The organism is Spirosoma pomorum (assembly GCF_054776615.1).
In genome coordinates this window covers 64,234-85,097 of record NZ_BAAHBP010000002.1, presented here as the reverse complement: position 1 = coordinate 85,097, position 20,864 = coordinate 64,234, and the positions used below count along the sequence as shown (strand labels likewise).

The 20,864-nt window shown below is 49.1% G+C and carries 25 protein-coding genes; 12 read left to right on the top strand and 13 right to left on the bottom strand.

Going from position 1 to position 20,864, the window contains the following annotated elements:
- Positions 1 to 40: 40 nt before the first annotated feature.
- Positions 41 to 769, top strand: coding sequence for an SDR family NAD(P)-dependent oxidoreductase (locus ACYVAD_RS06155; protein ID WP_461138603.1), 729 nt, complete (start codon positions 41 to 43; stop codon positions 767 to 769).
- Here ACYVAD_RS06155 and ACYVAD_RS06150 read toward each other — a convergent pair whose 3' ends face one another.
- On the bottom strand, positions 770 to 1,282 hold the full coding sequence (locus tag ACYVAD_RS06150; protein ID WP_461138602.1) for a DinB family protein: 513 nt from the start codon (positions 1,280 to 1,282) through the stop codon (positions 770 to 772).
- Between the two features lie 120 nt (positions 1,283 to 1,402).
- Positions 1,403 to 3,322 (bottom strand): M14 family metallopeptidase, encoded by a 1,920-nt coding sequence (locus ACYVAD_RS06145; protein WP_461138601.1) that lies wholly within the window; start codon positions 3,320 to 3,322, stop codon positions 1,403 to 1,405.
- A gap of 209 nt (positions 3,323 to 3,531) precedes the next feature.
- On the opposite strand from ACYVAD_RS06145, the gene ACYVAD_RS06140 reads away from it, so the two are divergent.
- Positions 3,532 to 3,738, top strand: a complete 207-nt coding sequence (locus ACYVAD_RS06140) for a hypothetical protein (RefSeq protein WP_461138600.1) — start codon at positions 3,532 to 3,534, stop codon at positions 3,736 to 3,738.
- Between the two features lie 153 nt (positions 3,739 to 3,891).
- Here ACYVAD_RS06140 and ACYVAD_RS06135 read toward each other — a convergent pair whose 3' ends face one another.
- Genes ACYVAD_RS06135 through ACYVAD_RS06125 form a run of 3 tightly spaced genes read right to left on the bottom strand, consistent with a single transcriptional unit; the run spans position 3,892 to position 7,110 of the window.
- Positions 3,892 to 5,103, bottom strand: coding sequence for a hypothetical protein (locus ACYVAD_RS06135; RefSeq protein ID WP_461138599.1), 1,212 nt, complete (start codon positions 5,101 to 5,103; stop codon positions 3,892 to 3,894).
- 30 nt (positions 5,104 to 5,133) lie between these two features.
- Positions 5,134 to 5,964 carry a type 1 glutamine amidotransferase gene (locus ACYVAD_RS06130; protein ID WP_461138598.1) on the bottom strand — a complete coding sequence of 277 codons (831 nt, stop codon included), beginning with the start codon at positions 5,962 to 5,964 and terminating at the stop codon, positions 5,134 to 5,136.
- A gap of 45 nt (positions 5,965 to 6,009) precedes the next feature.
- Positions 6,010 to 7,110 carry a carboxylate-amine ligase gene (locus tag ACYVAD_RS06125; RefSeq protein ID WP_461138597.1) on the bottom strand — a complete coding sequence of 367 codons (1,101 nt, stop codon included), beginning with the start codon at positions 7,108 to 7,110 and terminating at the stop codon, positions 6,010 to 6,012.
- Between the two features lie 221 nt (positions 7,111 to 7,331).
- Between ACYVAD_RS06125 and ACYVAD_RS06120 the strand changes: the two genes are divergently transcribed.
- The 4 genes from ACYVAD_RS06120 (at position 7,332) to ACYVAD_RS06105 (ending at position 9,709) form a co-directional block, all read left to right on the top strand.
- Positions 7,332 to 7,979, top strand: coding sequence for a phage integrase SAM-like domain-containing protein (locus ACYVAD_RS06120; RefSeq protein ID WP_461138596.1), 648 nt, complete (start codon positions 7,332 to 7,334; stop codon positions 7,977 to 7,979).
- Positions 7,980 to 8,023: 44 nt separating this feature from the next.
- Complete coding sequence (locus ACYVAD_RS06115; RefSeq protein WP_461138595.1) at positions 8,024 to 8,164, top strand: hypothetical protein; 141 nt, start codon at positions 8,024 to 8,026, stop codon at positions 8,162 to 8,164.
- Positions 8,165 to 8,488: 324 nt separating this feature from the next.
- Positions 8,489 to 8,650: a hypothetical protein gene (locus ACYVAD_RS06110; protein ID WP_461138594.1), complete on the top strand. Its 162-nt coding sequence runs from the start codon at positions 8,489 to 8,491 to the stop codon at positions 8,648 to 8,650.
- A gap of 582 nt (positions 8,651 to 9,232) precedes the next feature.
- Positions 9,233 to 9,709, top strand: a complete 477-nt coding sequence (locus ACYVAD_RS06105) for a hypothetical protein (RefSeq protein ID WP_461138593.1) — start codon at positions 9,233 to 9,235, stop codon at positions 9,707 to 9,709.
- Positions 9,710 to 9,852: 143 nt separating this feature from the next.
- Here the strand turns inward: ACYVAD_RS06105 and ACYVAD_RS06100 are convergent, their stop codons facing one another.
- Positions 9,853 to 10,230 carry a DUF6252 domain-containing protein gene (locus ACYVAD_RS06100; RefSeq protein ID WP_461138972.1) on the bottom strand — a complete coding sequence of 126 codons (378 nt, stop codon included), beginning with the start codon at positions 10,228 to 10,230 and terminating at the stop codon, positions 9,853 to 9,855.
- Positions 10,231 to 10,753: 523 nt separating this feature from the next.
- Here ACYVAD_RS06100 and ACYVAD_RS06095 point away from each other — a divergent pair.
- On the top strand, positions 10,754 to 11,014 hold the full coding sequence (locus ACYVAD_RS06095; protein WP_461138592.1) for a hypothetical protein: 261 nt from the start codon (positions 10,754 to 10,756) through the stop codon (positions 11,012 to 11,014).
- Between the two features lie 292 nt (positions 11,015 to 11,306).
- Here ACYVAD_RS06095 and ACYVAD_RS06090 read toward each other — a convergent pair whose 3' ends face one another.
- From ACYVAD_RS06090 to ACYVAD_RS06075, 4 genes are all read right to left on the bottom strand, one after another.
- Positions 11,307 to 11,495 (bottom strand): hypothetical protein, encoded by a 189-nt coding sequence (locus ACYVAD_RS06090; RefSeq protein WP_461138591.1) that lies wholly within the window; start codon positions 11,493 to 11,495, stop codon positions 11,307 to 11,309.
- Between the two features lie 160 nt (positions 11,496 to 11,655).
- On the bottom strand, positions 11,656 to 12,030 hold the full coding sequence (locus tag ACYVAD_RS06085; protein ID WP_461138590.1) for a TlpA family protein disulfide reductase: 375 nt from the start codon (positions 12,028 to 12,030) through the stop codon (positions 11,656 to 11,658).
- A 37-nt stretch (positions 12,031 to 12,067) separates the two neighbouring features.
- On the bottom strand, positions 12,068 to 12,562 hold the full coding sequence (locus tag ACYVAD_RS06080; RefSeq protein ID WP_461138589.1) for a hypothetical protein: 495 nt from the start codon (positions 12,560 to 12,562) through the stop codon (positions 12,068 to 12,070).
- Between the two features lie 135 nt (positions 12,563 to 12,697).
- Entirely contained in the window at positions 12,698 to 13,099 is a 402-nt protein-coding gene (locus ACYVAD_RS06075; RefSeq protein ID WP_461138588.1) for a hypothetical protein, read from the bottom strand.
- A gap of 246 nt (positions 13,100 to 13,345) precedes the next feature.
- Here ACYVAD_RS06075 and ACYVAD_RS06070 point away from each other — a divergent pair, with 246 nt between their 5' ends.
- The 3 genes from ACYVAD_RS06070 to ACYVAD_RS06060 all read left to right on the top strand — a co-directional run bounded on the left by ACYVAD_RS06070 (position 13,346) and on the right by ACYVAD_RS06060 (position 17,201).
- Complete coding sequence (locus ACYVAD_RS06070) at positions 13,346 to 13,930, top strand: hypothetical protein (protein WP_461138587.1); 585 nt, start codon at positions 13,346 to 13,348, stop codon at positions 13,928 to 13,930.
- A gap of 220 nt (positions 13,931 to 14,150) precedes the next feature.
- Positions 14,151 to 14,813 carry a hypothetical protein gene (locus tag ACYVAD_RS06065; protein WP_461138586.1) on the top strand — a complete coding sequence of 221 codons (663 nt, stop codon included), beginning with the start codon at positions 14,151 to 14,153 and terminating at the stop codon, positions 14,811 to 14,813.
- A gap of 465 nt (positions 14,814 to 15,278) precedes the next feature.
- Positions 15,279 to 17,201, top strand: a complete 1,923-nt coding sequence (locus ACYVAD_RS06060) for a beta strand repeat-containing protein (protein ID WP_461138585.1) — start codon at positions 15,279 to 15,281, stop codon at positions 17,199 to 17,201.
- Positions 17,202 to 17,285: 84 nt separating this feature from the next.
- Here ACYVAD_RS06060 and ACYVAD_RS06055 read toward each other — a convergent pair whose 3' ends face one another.
- Entirely contained in the window at positions 17,286 to 18,116 is an 831-nt protein-coding gene (locus tag ACYVAD_RS06055; protein WP_461138584.1) for an SPFH domain-containing protein, read from the bottom strand.
- A gap of 446 nt (positions 18,117 to 18,562) precedes the next feature.
- On the opposite strand from ACYVAD_RS06055, the gene ACYVAD_RS06050 reads away from it, so the two are divergent.
- On the top strand, positions 18,563 to 18,931 hold the full coding sequence (locus tag ACYVAD_RS06050; protein WP_461138583.1) for a hypothetical protein: 369 nt from the start codon (positions 18,563 to 18,565) through the stop codon (positions 18,929 to 18,931).
- Between the two features lie 125 nt (positions 18,932 to 19,056).
- Here ACYVAD_RS06050 and ACYVAD_RS06045 read toward each other — a convergent pair whose 3' ends face one another.
- Positions 19,057 to 19,431 carry a hypothetical protein gene (locus ACYVAD_RS06045; RefSeq protein WP_461138582.1) on the bottom strand — a complete coding sequence of 125 codons (375 nt, stop codon included), beginning with the start codon at positions 19,429 to 19,431 and terminating at the stop codon, positions 19,057 to 19,059.
- A 327-nt stretch (positions 19,432 to 19,758) separates the two neighbouring features.
- Here ACYVAD_RS06045 and ACYVAD_RS06040 point away from each other — a divergent pair, with 327 nt between their 5' ends.
- Positions 19,759 to 20,127, top strand: a complete 369-nt coding sequence (locus ACYVAD_RS06040) for a hypothetical protein (RefSeq protein ID WP_461138581.1) — start codon at positions 19,759 to 19,761, stop codon at positions 20,125 to 20,127.
- 27 nt (positions 20,128 to 20,154) lie between these two features.
- Here ACYVAD_RS06040 and ACYVAD_RS06035 read toward each other — a convergent pair whose 3' ends face one another.
- Entirely contained in the window at positions 20,155 to 20,667 is a 513-nt protein-coding gene (locus ACYVAD_RS06035; protein ID WP_461138580.1) for a hypothetical protein, read from the bottom strand.
- Between the last annotated feature and the right edge of the window lie 197 nt (positions 20,668 to 20,864).

The window sequence follows — 20,864 nt, the reverse complement described above, 5'->3', positions numbered from 1 at the left end:
CATACAAACAGTAGGTTAGCTCTGGAAAACAACCTGAAAAATGAGATTTACGAATAAAGTATGCATTGTTACCGGCGCAACCTCCGGCATTGGCCGGGCAACGGCTGAACGCATGGGGGCAGAAGGTGGCAAAGTGCTGATTGTAGGCCGGGACAACGAACGAGGGCAGGAAGTAGTCAACTATATTAAGAAACAGGGTGGTGAGGCCGCGTTTGCCGACATCGATGTTTCAGAACCAAAGGCAATTGAAGCAACTGTCAAACAAGCCGTCGATACCTGGGGCAAAATTGACGTATTAATTAACGATGCGGCCATGATGACGTTCACGCCGGTTGTTGATCTATCTCTAGAGGATTGGGAGCAGGTACAGGCTGTCAATATGCGCTCGGTGTTTCTATTCTGTAAATATAGTCTACCACATATCAACGGGGGGGCTATTGTCAACGTCAGTTCGGTACATGCCCATCAGACCACGGCAAACGTGGTTCCTTACGCGGCCAGTAAAGGCGCTATGGAGGCTTTCACGCGGGGGCTGGCCATTGAAAATGATCTCGACAAAGTGCGTGTGAACTGCGTCGCGCCGGGGGCAGTCGACACACCCATGCTGTGGGATAACCCGAACGTAAAAAGCGGTAAGGAGACCGTTGAAGGAGCTGTTGGTAAGCCCGAAGACATTGCCGCAGCCATTTGTTTTCTGGCGTCGGATGAAGCTCGGTTCGTCAATGCTACTACGCTTGTGGTAGACGGTGGCCGACTGAATCGACTGTAACTAGGTTCGTTGCACGAATCGCGCCGTAACCAATAATTGACCTAAATGGCGCGTGGTGTGCTCGGCGGCATGGACGAGTAACCCGATAACGGTCGATGGTAACCGATCCCGTCCGACCCCTCTGAATGTTGTCAGGATGGATTCATCGGTTATACGCAGTTGGTCAAAGGCCTTGTCAACCTGTTCGCTGAATTGGGCGACGAGGCTGGCGGTGGTTAATGCTGCATCTGGCTTTCCTTCGGCTGATAAGGCGTTGAATTGTGCTGTTGACAGAGATTCGCTACGAGCATATGTAAACGTCCGGTCCAGAACGCCCGTCAGGTGCTGAAGATGAAAGCCAACCGACGCTACATCAGCCGGCCGTTCCCAAAGGAGCGCATCCGGGAAATCCCGTAGATGACTGTGCAGTTCTTCGCGCACTTGCAGCAGTGCATGGGCGACGGGTTGCAGCAGGGGAGGAACGTCGGGTAACGGACCACGTAGCCAGACTTCGCGAGAATCAGGTGGAGTCATCAGATAACTCTGTAGGGTGAAATCGGATATAAAAACAAACAGGAACCCAAATGAGCTCCTGTTTGAATAACATACGCGGTGGAAGAAAGTTGTGATAGAGCGCAGGTTGGTCAGTCAGTATTACTTTCCAATGGTGATCTCTTTCTCTTTGTAGCCACCCCGCGTCGAGAGCAGTTTGACTTTGGCCTTCACTGGCCCCGACTGGTTGAGCTTGACCCGGAAGGTCGCTTCTTTCTTCTCGTTTACGTTGGTGTAACCCGCGTAAACGGTCTTATCGAAGAGGGCGGGCTGAGTAATAATCACTTTGGCTGCGTCGAAACCTTTTAGCAAAGCTTTGTCGAAGTCGAGCATGACGCGGTCTTCCTGAACCATTTTCACCCGCTTGGCCTGCTCCAGCGCAACCGGCAGCTTGCCGGAGTTGGTCCAGGTAGCTTTGATTTCGTACTCGTTATTCGCCAGCGGTTTTACTGTTACGTCGGTCAGGTCGATTTGGGGCAATTCCATCGCCATGGCCAGGTTAAACCGTGACTGCTTTGAAATCCAGTTCTCTAGTTGCCAGGCCGGGCCGTTCTGCGCGAAAAACTTTGGGTGAAAACCGCCAATTTCAACCTCGCCTAGTTGGGGGTGCGTGAACTTAGTCCAGGCTTTGAAGCCCTGCTTCTTGTTGGCTTCATCGTCCCACATCAGCCCATCGTATTCGTCGTAGTCGCCGTCACCGTCGTAGTCTTTCATCGCTCCCCCGTTCCAGAGTTCGTCGCCGTACCAGACTGATCCGTACTGAAAGTAGCCAAAGTCAGGACCGTGACCGAAAAGGGGGGTTGGTTTGGATGGGTCACCCGTCAACCGGTTGATTTTGTTTCGGGTGTTGTAGGTTTCGTATACGTCGCCCGCCCAGGGGTAGCTCGTGAACGAGAGTCCCAGACTATCCATGTGGGTATAGATCGCCAGGTCAGGTGGAAACATACTCTCGGCGCTGGATGAAGTGGACGGTGGGCGCAGGTGCATAGGAACGCGCGTATCCATTGAGTTAACCACCGAAATATTCGGGTGGCCCATTAGCCAGAGGTATGTAGCACGGGTCTCAATTTCACTTAATGGGTAGTCGCTGGCTCCGCTCTGGCTATAACCCCGACCCGTAAAGTCCCCCCCCTGATCGGGGCGCCAGTTTTCGGGGTAATTGCGGTGGTTATCCAGTCCGCCGATACCGTCTTCGTTGTATTTACCGTCGCCGTCGTTATCGATACCTTCGGTGTATACTAACCACTCGCCCTTTCCTTCCTGGACGCGCTGCATCAGCCGACCTGATTTATCGCGCTTGTCGAGGATATAGTCAGCTTTCTCACGCTCTTCTTTCGTTACGGCTTTTTTCCGGATCTGGTAAATGACCCCATCGCCGTCGAGATCGTCTTCCGCATCTTCGTCCATCAGGCCGTCGCGGTCGTCGTCGCGGGGACGTAACGTACTGCGGTTACGCTGGGCGGTAAACAGGTACATCGTGGCCCCGTCGGGGTTGTTCTGCGGACGGAGATAGATCGTTTTCGTGTCCAGCAGTTTGGTGATGGCAGGGTCTTTACCGTAGTTATCCAGTAAATGTTTGGTCAGCCACAGTACCGCTTCACTACTGGTTACCTCACCACTGTGCCGCCCGCCTTCAAAATAAGCCGCGGGCTTATCGGTATGTTTGCCGGTCTTTTTGTTGGTAAGCGTCAATTGCAGAATAGGTCGCCCTTCGTAGCTCTTGGCGACCTCGTACAGATCGACCAGGTTAGGGTACTGCTCGGCCCACTTGCGGCACCAGCTATACATGACGTCCGGCGAATGATAGGTATCAAAGGTGAGTGCGTTGCCGGGCTTGTATTGAACGTCTTTGAACTGATGTTTCTTGAAGTAACTAATACCATGCCGCTGGCCTTTCACGATGTATGCTTTCCGGGCGGTATCCTGCTCGGGCCAGCGTTCATCGGTATCATAATAGGACCGCTGGGCGTACCCCACCGACACACACGCCAGACTAAGGAGTAGCGTAGAGAGTTGCTTCATAGAAAAAAGATGATTATGTGTTTAGACTAGTTGATTTCGTAAACCGTTGCTGGGAGCAATATATGAATGAATATGTGAATGATGAAGTTTATTATAAGAAATGAAGTATTATATTCTGTTGAATATATAAACGGTAATTTATAATTCGCTTTCGAGTGAAAGATGTATGATTCTTTACGTAATACGTCAATGAGCTTGTCAAGCTGGCTATGAAGCTTATCTGTGCGGGTGGGAGCTGTGCCGATGTGCATCAGCAGGATAAACCCATTCAAACCGGTAGGGTGATTGGCTCGGTAGCGATAAATGGCTCGGTTCGTCTAGGCGCAGTACAGCAAATGCTGGTCCGAGTGCGGACCGACGTAATGGTCATCCCAGACCAGTTCACGATTCAAATCGGCGAAAGCGGGACTACGTAGAAACCGGTCAGTTAGAAAAAACAAAGCCCGAACACCGCGTTTCCGCAGGATTCGGGCTTTGGTGGGGGCGCCTTCGCTGACTTTCGTTGCTGGTGATCACCAGCGAAAGCTCAGCAGAAGCACATCACTAAGAATAACCGGAGCAACATGGTGTTACTGCTCGAAAAAGCAGACCGTTCCACCAACCCAGTCTTTGTTCTTGTTGAAGTTAACACCGATCATTTCACCCCGGCTCAGTCGGCTGAGGTTGGTGAGCAGCGTTGGCCGGGCGTCATTTTTGGGCCAGAAGAATAACATCCGGATTTCACACTTAACCAGCCCGTCGGGCGACTGGATAACTGGCTCGTATTTTACTTTCCTTTGCAGCAGGTACCCGCTGCGCTGTTCGGCTGGAATCGCGTCGAGATCTGCCGCGTTGATGTGTAACTGAACACCGCTGCCCGCAAAGGAGAACAGGGGTTTCAGGACGTAATTTTCCAGGTCAGCGGGGTACTCGCTCAGATCAGAGAGAAAATGGCTGTCCGGCACAAATTCGCTTTTCAGGAACGGCAGCGTGTATTTGCTGATGCGGAAAAACCAGTTCGGATGCCCTACCCATTCTACATCAACGTCATCGGTCAGGCTGAATTCAGTCTGTAAACCGGGAAAGTTGCGTAGATCGTCGAAGATCAACCGATTGTAAATACGTTTGATCGGTAGTTTACGCCCGTCTTTCTCATAAAATAGTGCTCGGCCTTCCTTCTTAATATCCGTCAGCCCAACCGTCGAGATACCCAGTGCTCGCTCGGTCAGGATAAAGTCGATCCGGGTCTTCTGTTGCTCCGGATAGATTTCCAACAGGATGACTTCTTCCGGATTACAGTCACCAACGATTAATTGACGAAGCCTGGTAACGTATTCCTCGTCAGTATCAACCGTAAATAAGTTGCTTAGATTTTCTGGAATCGGATAGTGTTTCCGAAGCTGATCGGCCAAGTAAGGCTGAAAAAAAGACAACGACGGGAAGCCCTGCAGTTCAATAAGCCGGGGGGTTAGTTCGCCGTGCGACGGACCGCCGTCCTCATCTTTACATACCGCAAAGTCCATGACCAGAAACTGCGTGTGATCGTCTTCGTTCGGTACCCGCTGATCGGTCGGAATCGCGTTATCGGTCAGCGCCTTGAAATCTGAACGTACGATAACGTCCGTAATGTCCGAACAGGCCTTCAGAATCTTGTCCGTCAGTACCTTCGGTACAAAAACGGGCGTTTCGGCAACCCGGAAATCCAACTGGCCGGGTAAATCGGTTTCGATGTCATTCAGCATGGCCCGGTACGTATCGGGGCTGAATGACTGGTTAAAAGCCTGGCGGGCGGACTGAATCATAGTGGGTCAGCAAAGAAATTGGTTGTCGACTTATCGAACCAGTGCTGGCTCCTGTTGCAGCGCCTTGATGGCGTTGCGCAGGAAGGTTGGCAGGATAACCGAACCGGTCAGGGCAATTTTGTCGGGGTCCTGCAAATAAGCCACCATAGCATCGTACTTCTCCCGACCAAAATTCTCAATAATCTGATTGCGTTTAATATCGGTCAGGAAGTGGCGTAACATGCCCTCGTCGTCGGCTTCGGGGTGGAACTGCGTACCAAATACTTCGTCGGAAAAGCGAATGGCCATAACAGCCCGTTCCAGCGGAACATTGGGCCGGTCTTTCTCAAGGCATAGTGCCTGGGCACCAAATTCCTGAAGGCGATCTTCGTCGGGTTGCGTAATCTGGAAGTTACGGGAATCAACCGCGTAGAATGGATCTGGTAGTTGTTTGAACAGCGGCTCATCCAGCCCTGCATCCAGTTTGTGCATGGGAAAAATACCGAACGACGTAGACCGGCGCTCGCTCACCGTACCCAGCCCCAGATGGCGCACCACCAGCTGGTAGGAATGGCAGATCAGAAACAGGAATTTTTTACGTTCGTTCCAGCGATTCCAATCGAAAATCTGATCCATCAGGTCGAAATAGGGCTGTTCCCAGGCTTCGTCCGAAGGAAGCGGACTACCCGGTCCGCCAGAAGAAACGTAAACGTCGTAATCGAGACTGGGGATTTCGTTATTGGCCCGGACATTGAATACGTCGAAGGCTAATTCAACGTGATCATTCCCCTGGACGTTTCGGATAATTTGTAGAATACAACGCATGCCTTCGTTGGCATGGTTGTCGTTCATGTCAAGGACTGCAATTTTGACTAAGCTCATAATGATTCTTTACCAGTGTGTTACGGATAATAGCTTAGAAAATAACTACCTGATTCCTAAAGAAGTTTCCTCAACAATGTAATCGACGACGGCTTTCAGGCTCTCGGTTTTCTGGTAAACGGCTAACTGGCGATCAGCGCCAGTACCCATTTCCAGGATTTTCAGGGCGTACTCGCACTCGGCCCGGTTATCCAGGTCATCCATGACATCGTCGATAAAATCGAGTAGTTCGTGGATTAGGTTATGCGTCGGCACCTCTTCCTGCTTGCCAAAATCGATCAGCTTTCCTTCGATGCCATACCGAGCCGCCCGCCACTTGTTTTCGTTGATCAGAATCCGTCGGTAAGGCTGGAAATTAAGGTTCTGTTTGTGGAGCTTGTAGATTTTAGCTACCAGCGCCTGCATGATAGCCGCTAGACAGATAGTTTCATCAACCCGCATTGGTACGTCGCAGATCCGAAATTCGATGGTATCAAAGAAGGGATGCAGTCGAATATCCCACCAGATCTTTTTACCATTGTCGATGCAGTTGGTTCTCACCAGCAACTCAATGTACTCATCGTACTCGGCTGCCGACGAGAAATAATCTGGAATCCCCGTGCGTGGAAACTTGTCGAACACCTTCGACCGGTACGATTTAAAGCCCGTGTTCCGCCCCCGCCAGAAGGGCGAGTTCGTAGAAAGAGCGTAGATATGCGGTAGGAAATAGCGTACCGCATTCATGATTTTGATGCCTTCGTTTCGATTCTCAATACCGACGTGGACGTGCAGGCCAAAAATCAGGTTAGACCGAGCGACATCCCGCAGCTCATCGATTAGCTGATCATAGCGGGCGTTGGGCGTAATAAGCTGATCCTGCCAGTCGGAGAAGGGGTGCGTACCAGCCGCGGCAATCTTCAGATCCTGTTGCTCGGCCAGCTCGATAATCATTTTTCGCAGGTAAGTGACCTCCTGCCGGGCGTCGTGAATGGTGTTGCAGATGTTGGTTCCTACTTCGACAACAGCCTGATGCATTTCGGCCTTTACGCGTTCCTGAAGCACAATTCGCCCACCATCCACAATTTTCGACATGTGCGATCGTAGTTCTCCGTTCGCTGGGTCAATTGTTTGAAATTCCTCCTCGATACCTAGAGTGAATGTTGGCATGAAGTTAATTTATCGGTTAAATATTACTGATATGGGTTGTTTGTGCTAATTATCGCCGGTTTTGAATCCTAGAACTTCCCTTTTCTTCGGTTTGTTTCGGGGCAATTTAACCTAAAACCCAAAGAATAGTACACCTATGTTACACCTATATTACACCTTGTTTCTACCAGATTTTATATTTGTGTACAGGGGTTCCTAAAATGATATCCCCTTAACTCCCCATGCCTTCCTTTACCTATAACGTTGAACTGGCCACCAAGCCAGACCAGACCGGTCGTTGGCCGGCCATGATCCGAGTACATCTGAAAGATCAGAAACCAGGGCGCGTGACCACATCGGTAAAGATAGCAAACGCCCCCAAACACTGGCAGCTAAATAAGTGGGGGAAATGGATAAAAGCATACCCTGATGCCGATACCATCAACCAAAATATTTTAAACGATTATAACCGCATTACCGAGCGGTGTAAGAAGTGGCTATCTGAGCTGTCGGAGGGGGAGATGCTGACCCCGGCTATGCTGGTTAACCGCTTTCGGGAGGGCAACGTTGGAGACAGCTATTTTGCCCTGGTCGACCTGGTTATGGAAGATGTGAAGGAACAAGCCTACTCCACCTATCTGAGCAAGCTGTCGGTCGTCAATCAATTCAAGGAATTCGCTTCACCGAGTCTGGTTCTCCCCGCCGTTACACCCGGCTACATTCATCGCTTTCAGGATCACCTGCGCAAAACCAAACCCCGCTACGGCAATAAGCTCAAAGGATCTACCATCAACAACTATTTCGCCGGCTGCACAATTTCCTGCCGGGACGATCAGATCAACGAGTGCCTGTCGCTGATCGAGGAGGAAGTGGGGCTGAAAACGCCCTGACGCATGTACACGGCTCGCCACAGCTTTGCCTGGCCCACCAGATAATGCAGCAGCAGGACAAGACGCTCACCGTCTATGATACCCAGCTGATGATGGGCCACAGTAGCTTTAAAACGACGGAAGAATACTACCGGGAGTCGGCTGACCAGGACAACAGCGAACCCAGGGAGTGGGCTGTAAGTTGATTGTCATAGCTGGCGTGGAACGTGGTGGTGAGGGTAAAGCTACTGATTCACGTTAAACCTAGCCAAGCTACCGCCCATTTTTGCGGCTTACAAGGGCCTACTTGTCGTAAGCGGTTGGTTGCTTTGGGTTTACCCTTTATGCGGTAGTGCTTGGTAGCGGTAAGCTGGTCCGAAAACAGGCGAGGCCTGTCGCTATTTTTTTTCCGCGCTAAACCAGGTTACGAATGAAGCTGTACTTTCCTGCCAGTCAGTGGACTGGTGAGTAAACAACCGATCCGGCGTTCTTTCCCCTAGTAGATACGTTCACCAAAATCCTATTAACCAATGGAAGTTCTCGAAGTGATTGCCCGGTGGCTGTTCTGGCTGTTTGATGGTATCGGGATTAGTAAGATTCTAAAGAAAATTGCAAAAGACTCCGAGAAGCAAAAAGGAGACAATACCGGCCCCGCGGCTAACCGGCTCAGCAGCCCCCCAGCCCTTACGTAGGTTGACGTGATCCACAAAAAAGCCCCTCACGAACCGAAGGGCTTTTTTTATAACTTGTTTTACGTACGCTTGATTAGACAACACTAATTACAACCTAGAGCACAGTTACTGGATCCTTGATGAAAAGACACGATTATGAAAACCTTTCTAATCCTACTCGTCCTTGCCACTAGTGCATTAGCTTGTCACCCACGACAACCAATAGCCGATTGCGACTGTCAATCAACAAGCTATTCGTTGCTTACCGAAAAAATAGGCGTTTATAATAGGGGATACGTAAGTACTGTTAATGACCGAACTGGCCAGATGGATGGTTCCTATTTGCTAAGTTGTAACCCAGACTTCATTGCGGGCAAGGCCGCCGATGGTGACACCCTTATTTTGAGTGGCCGGGCCCGCCCGAATTGTTATACGGGAGAAACGCTAATTGCGCTACCAAGCAATTTAGAGCTTACTGCTGTGCGTAAAAAATAAGCCGTGTTCACTATTCGCTTAATACAAGGTCACTTGTACAACAACAAAATCGTCTTGATAAACCCGATATCTGTTGCCAAGTCGTTGATGAAATCAAACTCTACCAGTATGAATTATTCATTAGCTACTCTAATGCTGGTCATTTCAGCTAATCTGCTGACTAGCTGTAGCAACCCCAAAGATGAGATTAAGCCAGTAATGACGTTAACGTTTCCAGACCTTTGGCCAACAGTTCCAGAAACGGCTTCAGTTTTAACAATAGCCAAGAAGAAGGCTGTAGGACACTGGCAGTTAGTATCCACCTATTCTGTTTGGACTGGTCAAAATCATTTACCATTTCAAAACATTGATCTGGTAATTGATGATCAGTTACAAGCTATTTATTATGAAGAAGGCAAAGAAGTTTTCCGTTATACATATCAACTAAAACAGGTTGGGTTAGGTATCCGCTATTCAGTTGTTAACCAGATCGGTAGCCCTAAATTTTACATGGACTTACAAGGTGACTTTCGAGTGGGCGACCAGAATCTGATAGTAGGTGATACAGGTCTTGACGGTAGTGATTATGTCTTCGAGCGAAAGTAAGCTTATACTTCTTGGAGGTGATCCTTGCAGCTATACTATTGACACTTATATTTTGTATCCCTTTAACTGGCCTGGATTAGGGCTTGGTGATGCCACCGGCCCTTCGAGTCTACCGCTCCAAGCTTGAGGGGGTAAGCGAATCTTTAAAAGGACGCTCTAAAGCTCCTTTTGGTAACTGAAACGCGTTCCTCACTTTTTTTACTAACGTCCTGAAAATGAAAAGTTCCTTCGACAACGCGTGGTGGTTTAGAGGCTAGTCTAGTAATCGTAAGCGCTTCCATGTTACTCGAATCGGTTACGTAATCAGTTGAATTATTGCTGTACGCGCCTGCGCCAAGTGGCCTGGTCAACTGATACGTTCCCACGCGTAGCGAATCCGTTGATTGTAAAGAAAGACCAATAAATTCCCGCGTCTCTAAATTATTGGCGCCGATTGATAGCTCCTTACCATCGTAAATTGCCGCTTTGAAAACGGACTGTTTCCAGCCCGTTGCTTTGGGGGTAAACTTTTTGCCGTTCACCAAACAGATAAGTGTTGAGCAGTTATTGCATTTGATCCTTACATCTTCTTCACAACTGGAGATTTTGGAGGTGCAGATCACTCGATTCTGTAGCAGCTAGACCAGAGGACTCTGCTACTAGACACTGAGTCAAATATCTGCCGGGGCGCCGGTGCGATAGAAAGGGGATTAAGATGGCCACCGTGGCGCGGTCAGTTTTGTCCGAAATGCCTAGTACACCCATTACGGAATCAAGTGGCCGCCGTGGCACGGTCACTATGACCGAAATCTCCAATATGGCTGCTGTTTATCATGATCTACCTCCGCTTCTATCTGCACCGTACAAGAATTGGTGTTTATGATTGATTACATAACATAATTGGTTTACGTGTACATACACGAAAAATATATATCAATACTGTCACTTCTACTGCCATAAATAAGGCAATAAGGTTCCTAGGATCAGTTATAGCCCGTTAGCTTGGAAAAACTAGTAACAAGTCAAAAACGGGGGCTTATTGCTGGCTAACAGTAAGGTGGGTAGATGTTGATGGTTTTTTTTACGGGAATTGATTCCTTTGGCGAGTCGTACAGCTGTGGAGTCGGCGGCTATTCACTGGAAGATAGCTTAGAAGAGGCAGCTCAGTTAGTTCGAGCTGGCGGTACGTTGCAGCGCATAGAGGTGTTAATTGAAGGCTCACCCCCATTGTTACTACCTGTGGAAGCGTTTGACGGTAGTTCCATAGTCGAAGCCGTGGCGGATTTACGGCAGCAGTGGCAGCAGATTTTATCCAGCTCTACATAAAGCCCCAGCCAGTAATCAGCTTTAACACGGGGCTGGCTCAATAAACAAAGAAATATATAAAGGGGCGCATCGGCCCCGATCCGAATTAGCCAGTACACGTTAATACTGTACGTGCCGTAAAGCCAATATCACGATAAAACATCAGCTGGTCATCTCCTGTGGCTTTGCTTCGACAAAAAATAGGCTTAACGAAAAATTAATCGAAAGTTGAAAAACGAGTTAGCCCAAGATTATTAGTAGACAGAACCCTTGTTCCTCCACTAATAATCTTGGGCTAATGTGGTTGACGTCCTTACTTATCGTCCTCGTCCTGATCGACGTGGCCGTGGATAAAGCCGCCGGGTAGTTCCTCCTGGTCATCTAAGGGCGTATTGCCGGGTTCGTGAGTTCCGCCCTGCTGCGAGGCAGACTCTTGATTCGTTTTTAGATTTCCTCCTTGATCGGCGTCGCCATCTGGCGAGTAATATTTGAGCATTTTCATAACTGTTGTGGTTTTGTTTGATTGCTGCTAACAAAACTAACGGAACGAGAACAAGGTTATAAAATCCTCACCGGATGTAAGGGCAGATTTGCATAAAGCAAGCACCACTCAATTGACATTGCTGATTGAGTCAGCAATGCGGGGTTCCAATTGACAGTTATTAGTGAAGGAGTCGTTCAATGTCGCTGGCTATCGAACCCGATGAAGGGCGAGCTGCGTTCACGTCGACGATTTTGCCTGCCTGATCAATCAACATGTAGCGGGGGATGCTGCTTAGTTGATAGGCTCCCCACAGTGAGTCAAAATGTTTGCCGGACGGCTGGTTTATGTGGACTCCTTTAAACGCTGCATCGGCCTCCAAAAACTTGCGCCAGGCTGCCGCATCACGGTCAATGGATACGTACAAAAAGGCCACCTGCTCGGAATTAGCAAATCGCTTTTGTAACTGCTTAGCCTGCGGAAACTCCTCGCGGCAGGGTACGCACCAGGTTGCCCAGACGTCGACGTAAACAACTTTTCCTTTCAAGTCCGTCAACGACAGTACCTCGCCTGTGGGCGTAAGCCCGGAGAAGTTAGGTGCGGCCTGGCCGGGCAGCAGAGCTTGCCATTTGGCATATTGCTGACTGATCGTCGGTTCGTAGCGTGCATAGCCGTCTTCCTTCCTGAGGGAGGCTAGTAGCGAATCCGTGGCGGGAGTGATCCCCTGATGCAGTGATTCGGATAGATTTTTGGCGCGCAGAAACAGGCGAATAGCCGGGGAAACTTGGTCTGATTGATCTGCCGATCCGATCGGCCAGTAAAGGAAGTTGGGGCAGAAGGGAGGCTACCTCCGCCTGTGACTTGTTCCTGGTCAGTGGTGCATACAGGCCAGCCTGTAGGTACATGGATAGCAAAAAACCATAATCATATGCGTTTGCCTGCAGCAATTCTACATCGAGCGGTACCTGGCGAACAACATGATCCATCGCCGATGAGGCCTGGGCGCTGGTGTCGGCAGGGTTATAGTGGCCCATGGCGTAATTGAGCTGGTAAGACAGCAATTGCACCGCGCTTTTCTGGTCGATCAACTGTCGCTGGGCTTTGTCAATGGTGGTACTTTTAGTGAAGCTTCGGCCAAAGTCAGCATAAGCCCGCTGGATAGTGTCGATCCGATTTCGAAACCCAACTGGATCGAGCTGAACGAGGTGTTTTCCTCCTTTTGTTTAATACTGCTGCCAGATCGCAGTCATACCCGTTAGGTAGTTAGCCGCCTGCGCGCCTTTGCCGGCAAAACGAACCGGAGACGTTGGTTGATCAGGTAACGTAATCGCTAGATCATCACCGGGACTAATGAGCAAGCCATACCTTTTTTGCCCAATTTCCACATCCGTAAAAAGAGGACCAGTTAAGGGTACTTGCAGCGTGGCGGTACCCGTTGCATCAAACGTAGCGTCAGCGAGTGACGTCGGCGACAGCGTAAACAGATTGGGCGTGGTCAGCTTGACGGATTGCCCATTGGCACTCGGGGCATGAATAGTGATTCGGCCATAGGTCGGGGATTTTGTCTGACTAGCAATCAGCAGCCAACAACCGAACGAAAACCAAAATAACTGGAGCGTTTTCATGGGCACAAGCAATTAAGTAGTGGTGTGGTTATTCGCAAAAGATAGGGCTACTAGAATCTACTAGGTGTTTGGCTGGCTCTCAGGTAAATAAAGAAAAATGCAGGATAGAGGAGTAGTTCATGTCACTGCGGATGCTTGGTTGTTACGTAGTCTGGTCCCTTTAACGTCGTAATCGACCTAAGATGCTGTTGTTCGTTTGGTTCCAACCCTACGTGCTGCCTTCGGGTCAGTATAAAAAACTACGCTATGAAAACTGTTTCCTTTCTCTTTGCTGCCCTCGTCATTGCTTTCAGCCAATGCACTCCACCAACTCCACCGCCTGTCGATTACGATAAAAAACAGGAAATATTGATGACGAAGCTATCCCCGCAGCTTGTCGGGGAATGGATGATAACGGAAACGCAGATTAGCGTGACGCCTGCTAGTCGTTACGGGCTTTGGGAAGCTAAGATTACTAAGGATACAATCTTACAGAACATAGCCAAACTGGTGATTAGGCCGGCGGCAAATCCCCGTAATATAGCTGTCCAGGCCAGATATCCTGAATTTGACGGTACGATCCAGTATAAAAACAAGACGTACCCGATCTACTTCTATCTGATTACTCATCCGGAGCGTCTTACTCAAAACACGGGACCACAAGCATTTTTTTCGCTTCAGTATGATTTCCCCAGCGGTTCATCCCACCCGACGGAGCCGGAAGAGTCCTATCTGCAAAACATTGGCCTGATCGGCGATAATTTCTATTTGTCGATTCAGGATGGCCAGTCCGAAATGATCTGGCAGGGCCTAAATCGGGGGATCAAACAGGCAACGTTACGTAAAAAGTAATCGACTGATTGCTGGTGCCGAGCGGCTGAAGGCGAAATAAGTGGGGGATCGGATGAGAAGGGAAGTAGTGAGGCTTATCCAATGGTCATTTGGTCAATTTCATGTAAGAGAATCTACCCGTTCTGGCGGTTTGCTAGACTTAACAAAAAGATAATACCAAACGAAGGTATTTCTCTGGATTAACCTCCTATTTGTAGTCGTACTCTACATCAAAACGAATATGAAGACGTATTTCCTAGTTAGCCTAGTCTGTGGAATGGCCAGCATGGGCTGTTCCCCCGGCAATTCTACCGTAACGGTTGGTATTCCCCCCGTTTCTCCGCAACCGACGACGCCCAGCGACAACGTGCTTGCTCTTGCCCAGCAGTTTCATGGTAAATACAAACTCATCAGTTCGGAAAGCAATCAGCCGGTTGACGTTAATCTGGATGGTAAAGCGACAACAAACTTGCGGGAGGAGATCGCCGATCTAGCCTTTAATGAGGGAAAGCAATATCACGTTGATGTACGAATCTACGCGCCTACAGCACAGGTACCCACTGCTGGCTTCTTGTTTTTGCAGTGGTGGCCCGAGCAATTTATCAGAACCGGTCCTGGTAAAGTATGGGACGGCGGTGAACTAATCAGCTATAACCCCAACTATGTGGTGGGCTACGACTTTCAGGGAGGGGCCCGCAGCTTTTCGTTCTCGACGGATTTGAAACAGATGACCGTGAAACCTAGCGAGCCAGAAGATGCTTACCGCTGGGTCCGGCCCGAGTCCGTCACGGTAAAAAACAATGGCCAGCTTGAAGTCGTAACAAAAAAGCGACTGTACACCCGGGAAGGCGTAAAAGAAGTCAAAATCACCAGCGTCTATGAACGGTATACGATGACGACTTAGCCCGTCCATGCACCGCAACCAAAAGCCCCTGCCACGTATCGAAGTGGCAGGGGCTTTTTTATGTCTATCAACAAGGGTTTACTATTCATATCACTATTGCTGGCAAGCCGTTTGATTGCTAACCTGTACATGAAAAGCAGGTATTGGGGCCAGGATGTTGCCAAACCTGGATGGGTCGTAATGCCCCGACGAGGAGCGATTATTCATCAAACGGTGAGTGTCAATAAGCTTGCTGGAGATGATTGTTTAAGTGCTCACTGCTATGTAGTTTCGTGATATTTTTTGCTTGTTTTTTTGTTCAACCCTCTTTTTATGAATCTATTCTACCGTAGCTTTCTTAGTGCTGCTGTTGTTGCAGTAAGTAGCTTTTTATCATTGGCACAGACGCCAAGCAACCTTGTTATAACAGGGCCATCCTCGGATACCCCAGGTGTTAATAATACTCATATTGGCCTTCAAGCTGGCTTGAAAACAACTTCCAGCGCATCGAACAATACCTTTGTTGGCAGACAGGCGGGCTACTCGAACACCACCGCAGGTGCTAATACGTTTATTGGCGACGCGGCAGGGTACAGTAATACAGCGAGTGCGCGAGGGACTTTCATTGGGTATCGGGCAGGATATAGTAACACGGATGGCTACCAAAACACATTTGTAGGATCGGATGCCGGAACGGCCAACACAACCGGCTTTTTCAATACATTTCTCGGGCAGAATAGTGGCAACGCAAATACAAACGGTAACGCAAATACATTTGTAGGTAATGCCGCTGGGCTTTATAATACCACTGGAACATTCAACACGTTTGTTGGGACATCCACTGGACAAGCTAATACAACAGGTAGCTCCAATATCTTCGTAGGCGGTTACGCAGGATTCAAAAACACAACGGGTGGTAACAACGTCTTCATGGGTTATAGTGCCGGAGTCGACAACACTACAGGTGGAGGAAATGTCTTCTCTGGCTATACGGCTGGCCGAAGTAACACAACCGGCGTGGGAAACGTATTCATGGGTAATGAAGCTGGTTACAGCAACACGACTGGAATAGGAAACATATACCTGGGTAATTTCGCTGGCCGAGCTAACACGACGGGTAGCTACGTCGTGTTTATTGGAGCCTCGGCGGGGAGACTTAATACCGGTGCGGGGAATGTGTTCGTGGGCGGTTTAGCCGGACAAAGTAACGTAGGTGGCAACCAGAATACCTTTCTTGGTTCTAGCGCGGGCAATCAGAATACGGAGGGATCCCGAAATCTGTTCGCTGGATTTTTAGCGGGCTTGAGTAACACGACTGGTAGTCAAAATACCTTTCTTGGTAGCGAGGCTGGTCAAAATACCAATGCATCCGCCAACACTTTCATTGGGGCTTCTGCGGGTCGATCGAATACCACGGGCACGTTTAATTCATTTATCGGGGTGCAGGCTGGTATCAACAACACGACCGGCAACAGTAATTACTTTTTCGGTACCAATTCGGGAGCCGGTAACGTCAGCGGATCGGGCAACTACTTCCTGGGGGACAACTCCGGTCAGTTCAACACCTCAGGCGGGTTCAACATCTACATCGGGGCCAATTCGGGCAACGGACCTGGCGTCAACGGCAATAATAATATGGCGCTGGGCTTCGAAGCTGGGCGGGGCAACAACGGCGGTTTCAATAACACCTTTGTCGGATTCCGAGCCGACGCGGGTAATGCGGGACTAGTCAACGCCACGGCCATCGGCAACAACGCTGTAGTATCCGCCAGCAACAGCCTGGTGCTGGGCAACGGCGCCAATGTCGGAATCGGCACCTCAACGCCTTCGGCTAAACTACACTTGGTGACAGGAACCGCCAATCAGTCAGGCCTACGGTTAGAGAACCTGACTAGCAACTCACCGGCCAGCGTAACCGGGCAAACCAAGTTTCTCACTGTCGATGGCTCGGGTAACGTTGTGCTGGGCAGCACCACCAGCGGTGGACGGTTAGGCGCTGAGTTGTGGCAACAGAAAGGAAATTATCTGCAAAACGTATCCGGCAACGGCGTGGTGATTGGCGAGGAAATCGACAAAACCCCGGCTGGCTACCGGCTTTACGTGCAGGACGGTATCTTGACCGAGAAGGTAAAGGTCGCCGTCAAGAACACCAGCGACTGGAGTGATTACGTCTTTGCGAAGGACTACCCACTGGCTCCGCTGGCTGAAGTTGAGCAGCATATCCAGCAAAAAGGCCACTTGCCGGGTGTACCGTCGGCTAGTGAGGTAGTAGAGAAAGGAATTGACGTAGCGAAGATGGACGCCAAATTGTTGCAAAAAATTGAGGAGCTAACACTGTACAGCATTCAGCAGCAGAAAGAAATCGACGAGCTGAAAAAACTGGTGAAACAACTCCTCGAACGGAAATAAGAACGAGTATTTCACTACTCAAACGCCCGACTACTTTTCACAGTAGTCGGGCGTTTGAGCGTTTAAATCAGTAGCACTATTGCCTTATTTGATGGGCAGTTGAACCATGGTGCCGCTGCTGCCAAGCTGAGTAGCCGGTAGCTGGCCATTCCACTTCGCAATCCACTGCTGCTGAATCAGCATCGGCGTCAGCGTCTTTTGTTTTAGTTCGTTAGCCCTCGCTTCGGCCTCAGCTTCAATGATTCGGGCGCGGGCAATACCACTGGCTTTGGTGACGGCAATCTCGGCGCTCGCTTTCTCGGCGGCCACCTGGTTATTTAAACGTAGCGCGTTTTGAACGGCCGTATTTTTGGCGTCGATCATCGCCTGGAGTGACTCGGGCGGGGTCAGATTCGAGGTGATGTTCTCAAACGAAAACCCATCGTCGCTCAGGGCTTTACGTAGTTTGGCTTCTACCTGCTCTTCGAAACCGACCCGGTTGTTAACCAGCGAATCCGGCGTAAACATGTTCGCTACGTCCCTGTACGAATTATAGACGATGGTACGAAGGATGTTATTCTCGATATCCGGTAGCTCTTTCCGATACTTGCGGTACACGTTTGCCCCCTGCCCTTTAACTAGGTGATAGTTGAGAGTCGGGTCGATTTTAAACAGTGTCCCGCCCCTGGCACTAACGGTGAAGGGATCGAAGTCCTTCGTCTGCGTAAAGGTTGGGTATTGTTCAATGAAGGACGTAAACGGATTATAGAAGATCCAGCCCGTTACGTTCTCGATGTCGTTGGCTCCCCGGTCCGAACCAATTTTACTGACTTTAATACCTTCGTGCGAGGCATCGACTGTCGTGCAGGAGTTAACAACAAAAAGACCAACCAGCAGCAAAATGGCGGTCCAAATACCAATAGAAACTTTGGTCATTGATTGAAGGGGTTTTTGGTAAAACACTTGGTTAGGACAGAGATAAACAAAAAAACAGCGAGCAAGATGACTCCTAATACGTTGAGTAGTGTGTCAGCCCGATTTAGCAACGAAAAGCCAATGTTGAGCGCTCCAGCCGTGCAGATGGCCCAGCTCAGCAGTAGAAAAAACGTTTTGTTTTCCATGCTCAAACGTACTCATTTTAGCAGTCCTCACTACCGGCAGCTAGATCGACGGTTTTACCAACGATCTAGCGGTGAAAAAACGGGTTGAGTATACGGAAGATAATTATCGGGAAGGCTATGGTCCAGCGCTGATAAAAGCGTTCTTATCACTTCGTGCGCGTCAATCTCTTAGCCATCTGGTAGATGCTAAATTTTGACTAACCTACGTTAATTGCATCAGTAGCTCGTAACTTATTTGCGCTTATTTAGCTGTATTTATCTATGCATAATCAACCTAAAAACGTTTACCTGATGAACGTAAAAGTCTTTCTTTTTCTCGTAGTTTCTTGGCTGATGTGGGGATGTAAGAAGGAAGAGGTTGTGCCAACGGGCAGTGCCAACATCACCTACACCTCTAATCTGGCGGTTGATGGTTATTTTCTTTACACAGAAGGAACCTATGGTCGAGCTCCGTCTCTGAGGAACAGCACCATAACGCGCTCCAACAGCACGTCGTCAGGCCCGAATGCGTACCGAGTTACGCTGGAGGACCTCAACCCTGGTACGTACATTATCGTCTTCACCGGAGTGAACGTACCTTTTGTGTTCCAAATCACGGCCGGGCAACAACGGGATTACTCATTTCGGTAAGTGCCGGGTAGTGCATAAAGTACATAGCTCAACCAACCTTTAACCCTTTCTGGGTCAACCTCTTACGTAACGGGCTGATTTCGACATACGCTACTGACCAGATAAAATCGCTTCTACGAAAGAGTCTACCTGGATTTTCTTCTGAGAATGTAGTAGTGAACGTTCGAGTTATAACTGCTATTAATGCGGTTGGTGACCGAATACGCCTGAATGAACTCGTAGCCGTTGGCTGTCATAAAGTTTAAAGCGTCAATCATGGACGTGAATTGAAGCAGTCGCCCTCTCTCATCCCTGATTTCCATTTTCTTTTTGGCAACCTTCAACGCCTGACCAAAATCAATTTTTATGTCCTCGAGCGCCGTTTGTTCCGCGTATTTCGTTGTTGCCACGATCTGAACGTATTGGGCATTGATGTCTTTTAGTGAGACACCGTTAATGCTTTGGCCAAATGAACTCGTGAAGCAGAATACCAGGAGGAGGTTGAAAAAAGCTTTTCTCATAACGCAAGAAGATAATACGGTCGCTCAATTATAGTGAACAAAGAAGTAGTTACCGACAACTTATCTCGTTTGTCGGTAACTACTTCTTAATTTGTGGCTATTGAGCATACGCATTTTCAATAATCTGTCTATTGGTAAGTTGTTAGCGTGTAAGTCATTGCTAGACAGTACGACAGGTTGCTATTGACTATTGATCTGATAAAGTATACGAATCAACCCACAACGGCATAGAAAGACGCTGTATGCGCATCCCACGAAGTTGGCTATCTTGGGGCCAATTTTTAAAGAAAATTACTTATGCAAGCCCGATTAATAAGCTGTCTGTTTTTGCTTCTTCTCACTTTGGCCTGCGACCGGGCGCAGTCAACTACCCACACTAAACCGGATGCTGTGCGTGATTTGATGGTTGACCGATTCGTCTGGAAACCCAAAGCCGTAGCTCAACAAGCGGGCGCACTAACCAACGAACATAAGTTTTCGATCACTAACACCTCTGGCCAGCACAGCTATCGACAGATACGAGTCTGCTTTGACTATTACGATGCCCAATACAAACGGATCGGGACTGATTGCCAGACACTCGCACAGCAGATAGAGCCACGTTCTATGGTTGCCATTTCTCCCATTCAAGTAGGAAAGGCCAATCCATTGGCTACGTCCGCTACGGTTCGCATCGAAAAAGCTGATTCTGAATAGTTGCCAAAGAATCAGGCCGTGATGCAATTACGAGGCTACCTGTAACGTGGTCGTCCATATTGTGGTGAGGTAATAATTAGCGCAGTGAACGGCCAAAAGAAGTAGCACGTCTTTATCCGGAAGATGCTCCAGCGAATCCGACGCGAAAAGCTGGTAGTCAGTGGTTACACGGTTCCACTTGATGCTGGGCTTAATGGACAGTAGTTCCTCCGCGTCCGGACTTAATAGCACAAACGTGAAATCGGTGAGGCTTTTTTGTTTAAACGTAAAGGCCTCGACTGAGTCAGCCCCGCGTCGATCGAGAACGAGCTGACCGTTCCATTTCAGTTCGAGGTCAAACAGGATCGTTTCTGCCTGCTTCACTTCGAGACTAGTTTCCCAGATTCCTTTCGGTTGAATAGTAATGGGCAGACTGTCTTCGAGGTCGATGGTGGCTTTTGAGGAAAACCATGTTTCGTAAGTCAAATTGCCCACCGTTTGCTCATTGCGGGTGAGGAGAAAGGTTTTCGATGAAGAAGCGGTTACCTGATAGGTAGTCATACTTGGCTGGATAAGTTGTTTCTCTTGTCTTGAATTCGGGTACAGGGAGCGGAAGCGGCCTTGGCGTTTTCGGGTCTATTTTGGAAAAGGAAGCTACATGTTTCCAAGTGGTGAAATATACAGTTCTGACGGACAATGAAACAATGATGGTCTCAAAATAACCAGGCTCGTCAGAGGCTTTGGTAGGGTCTTGTTTG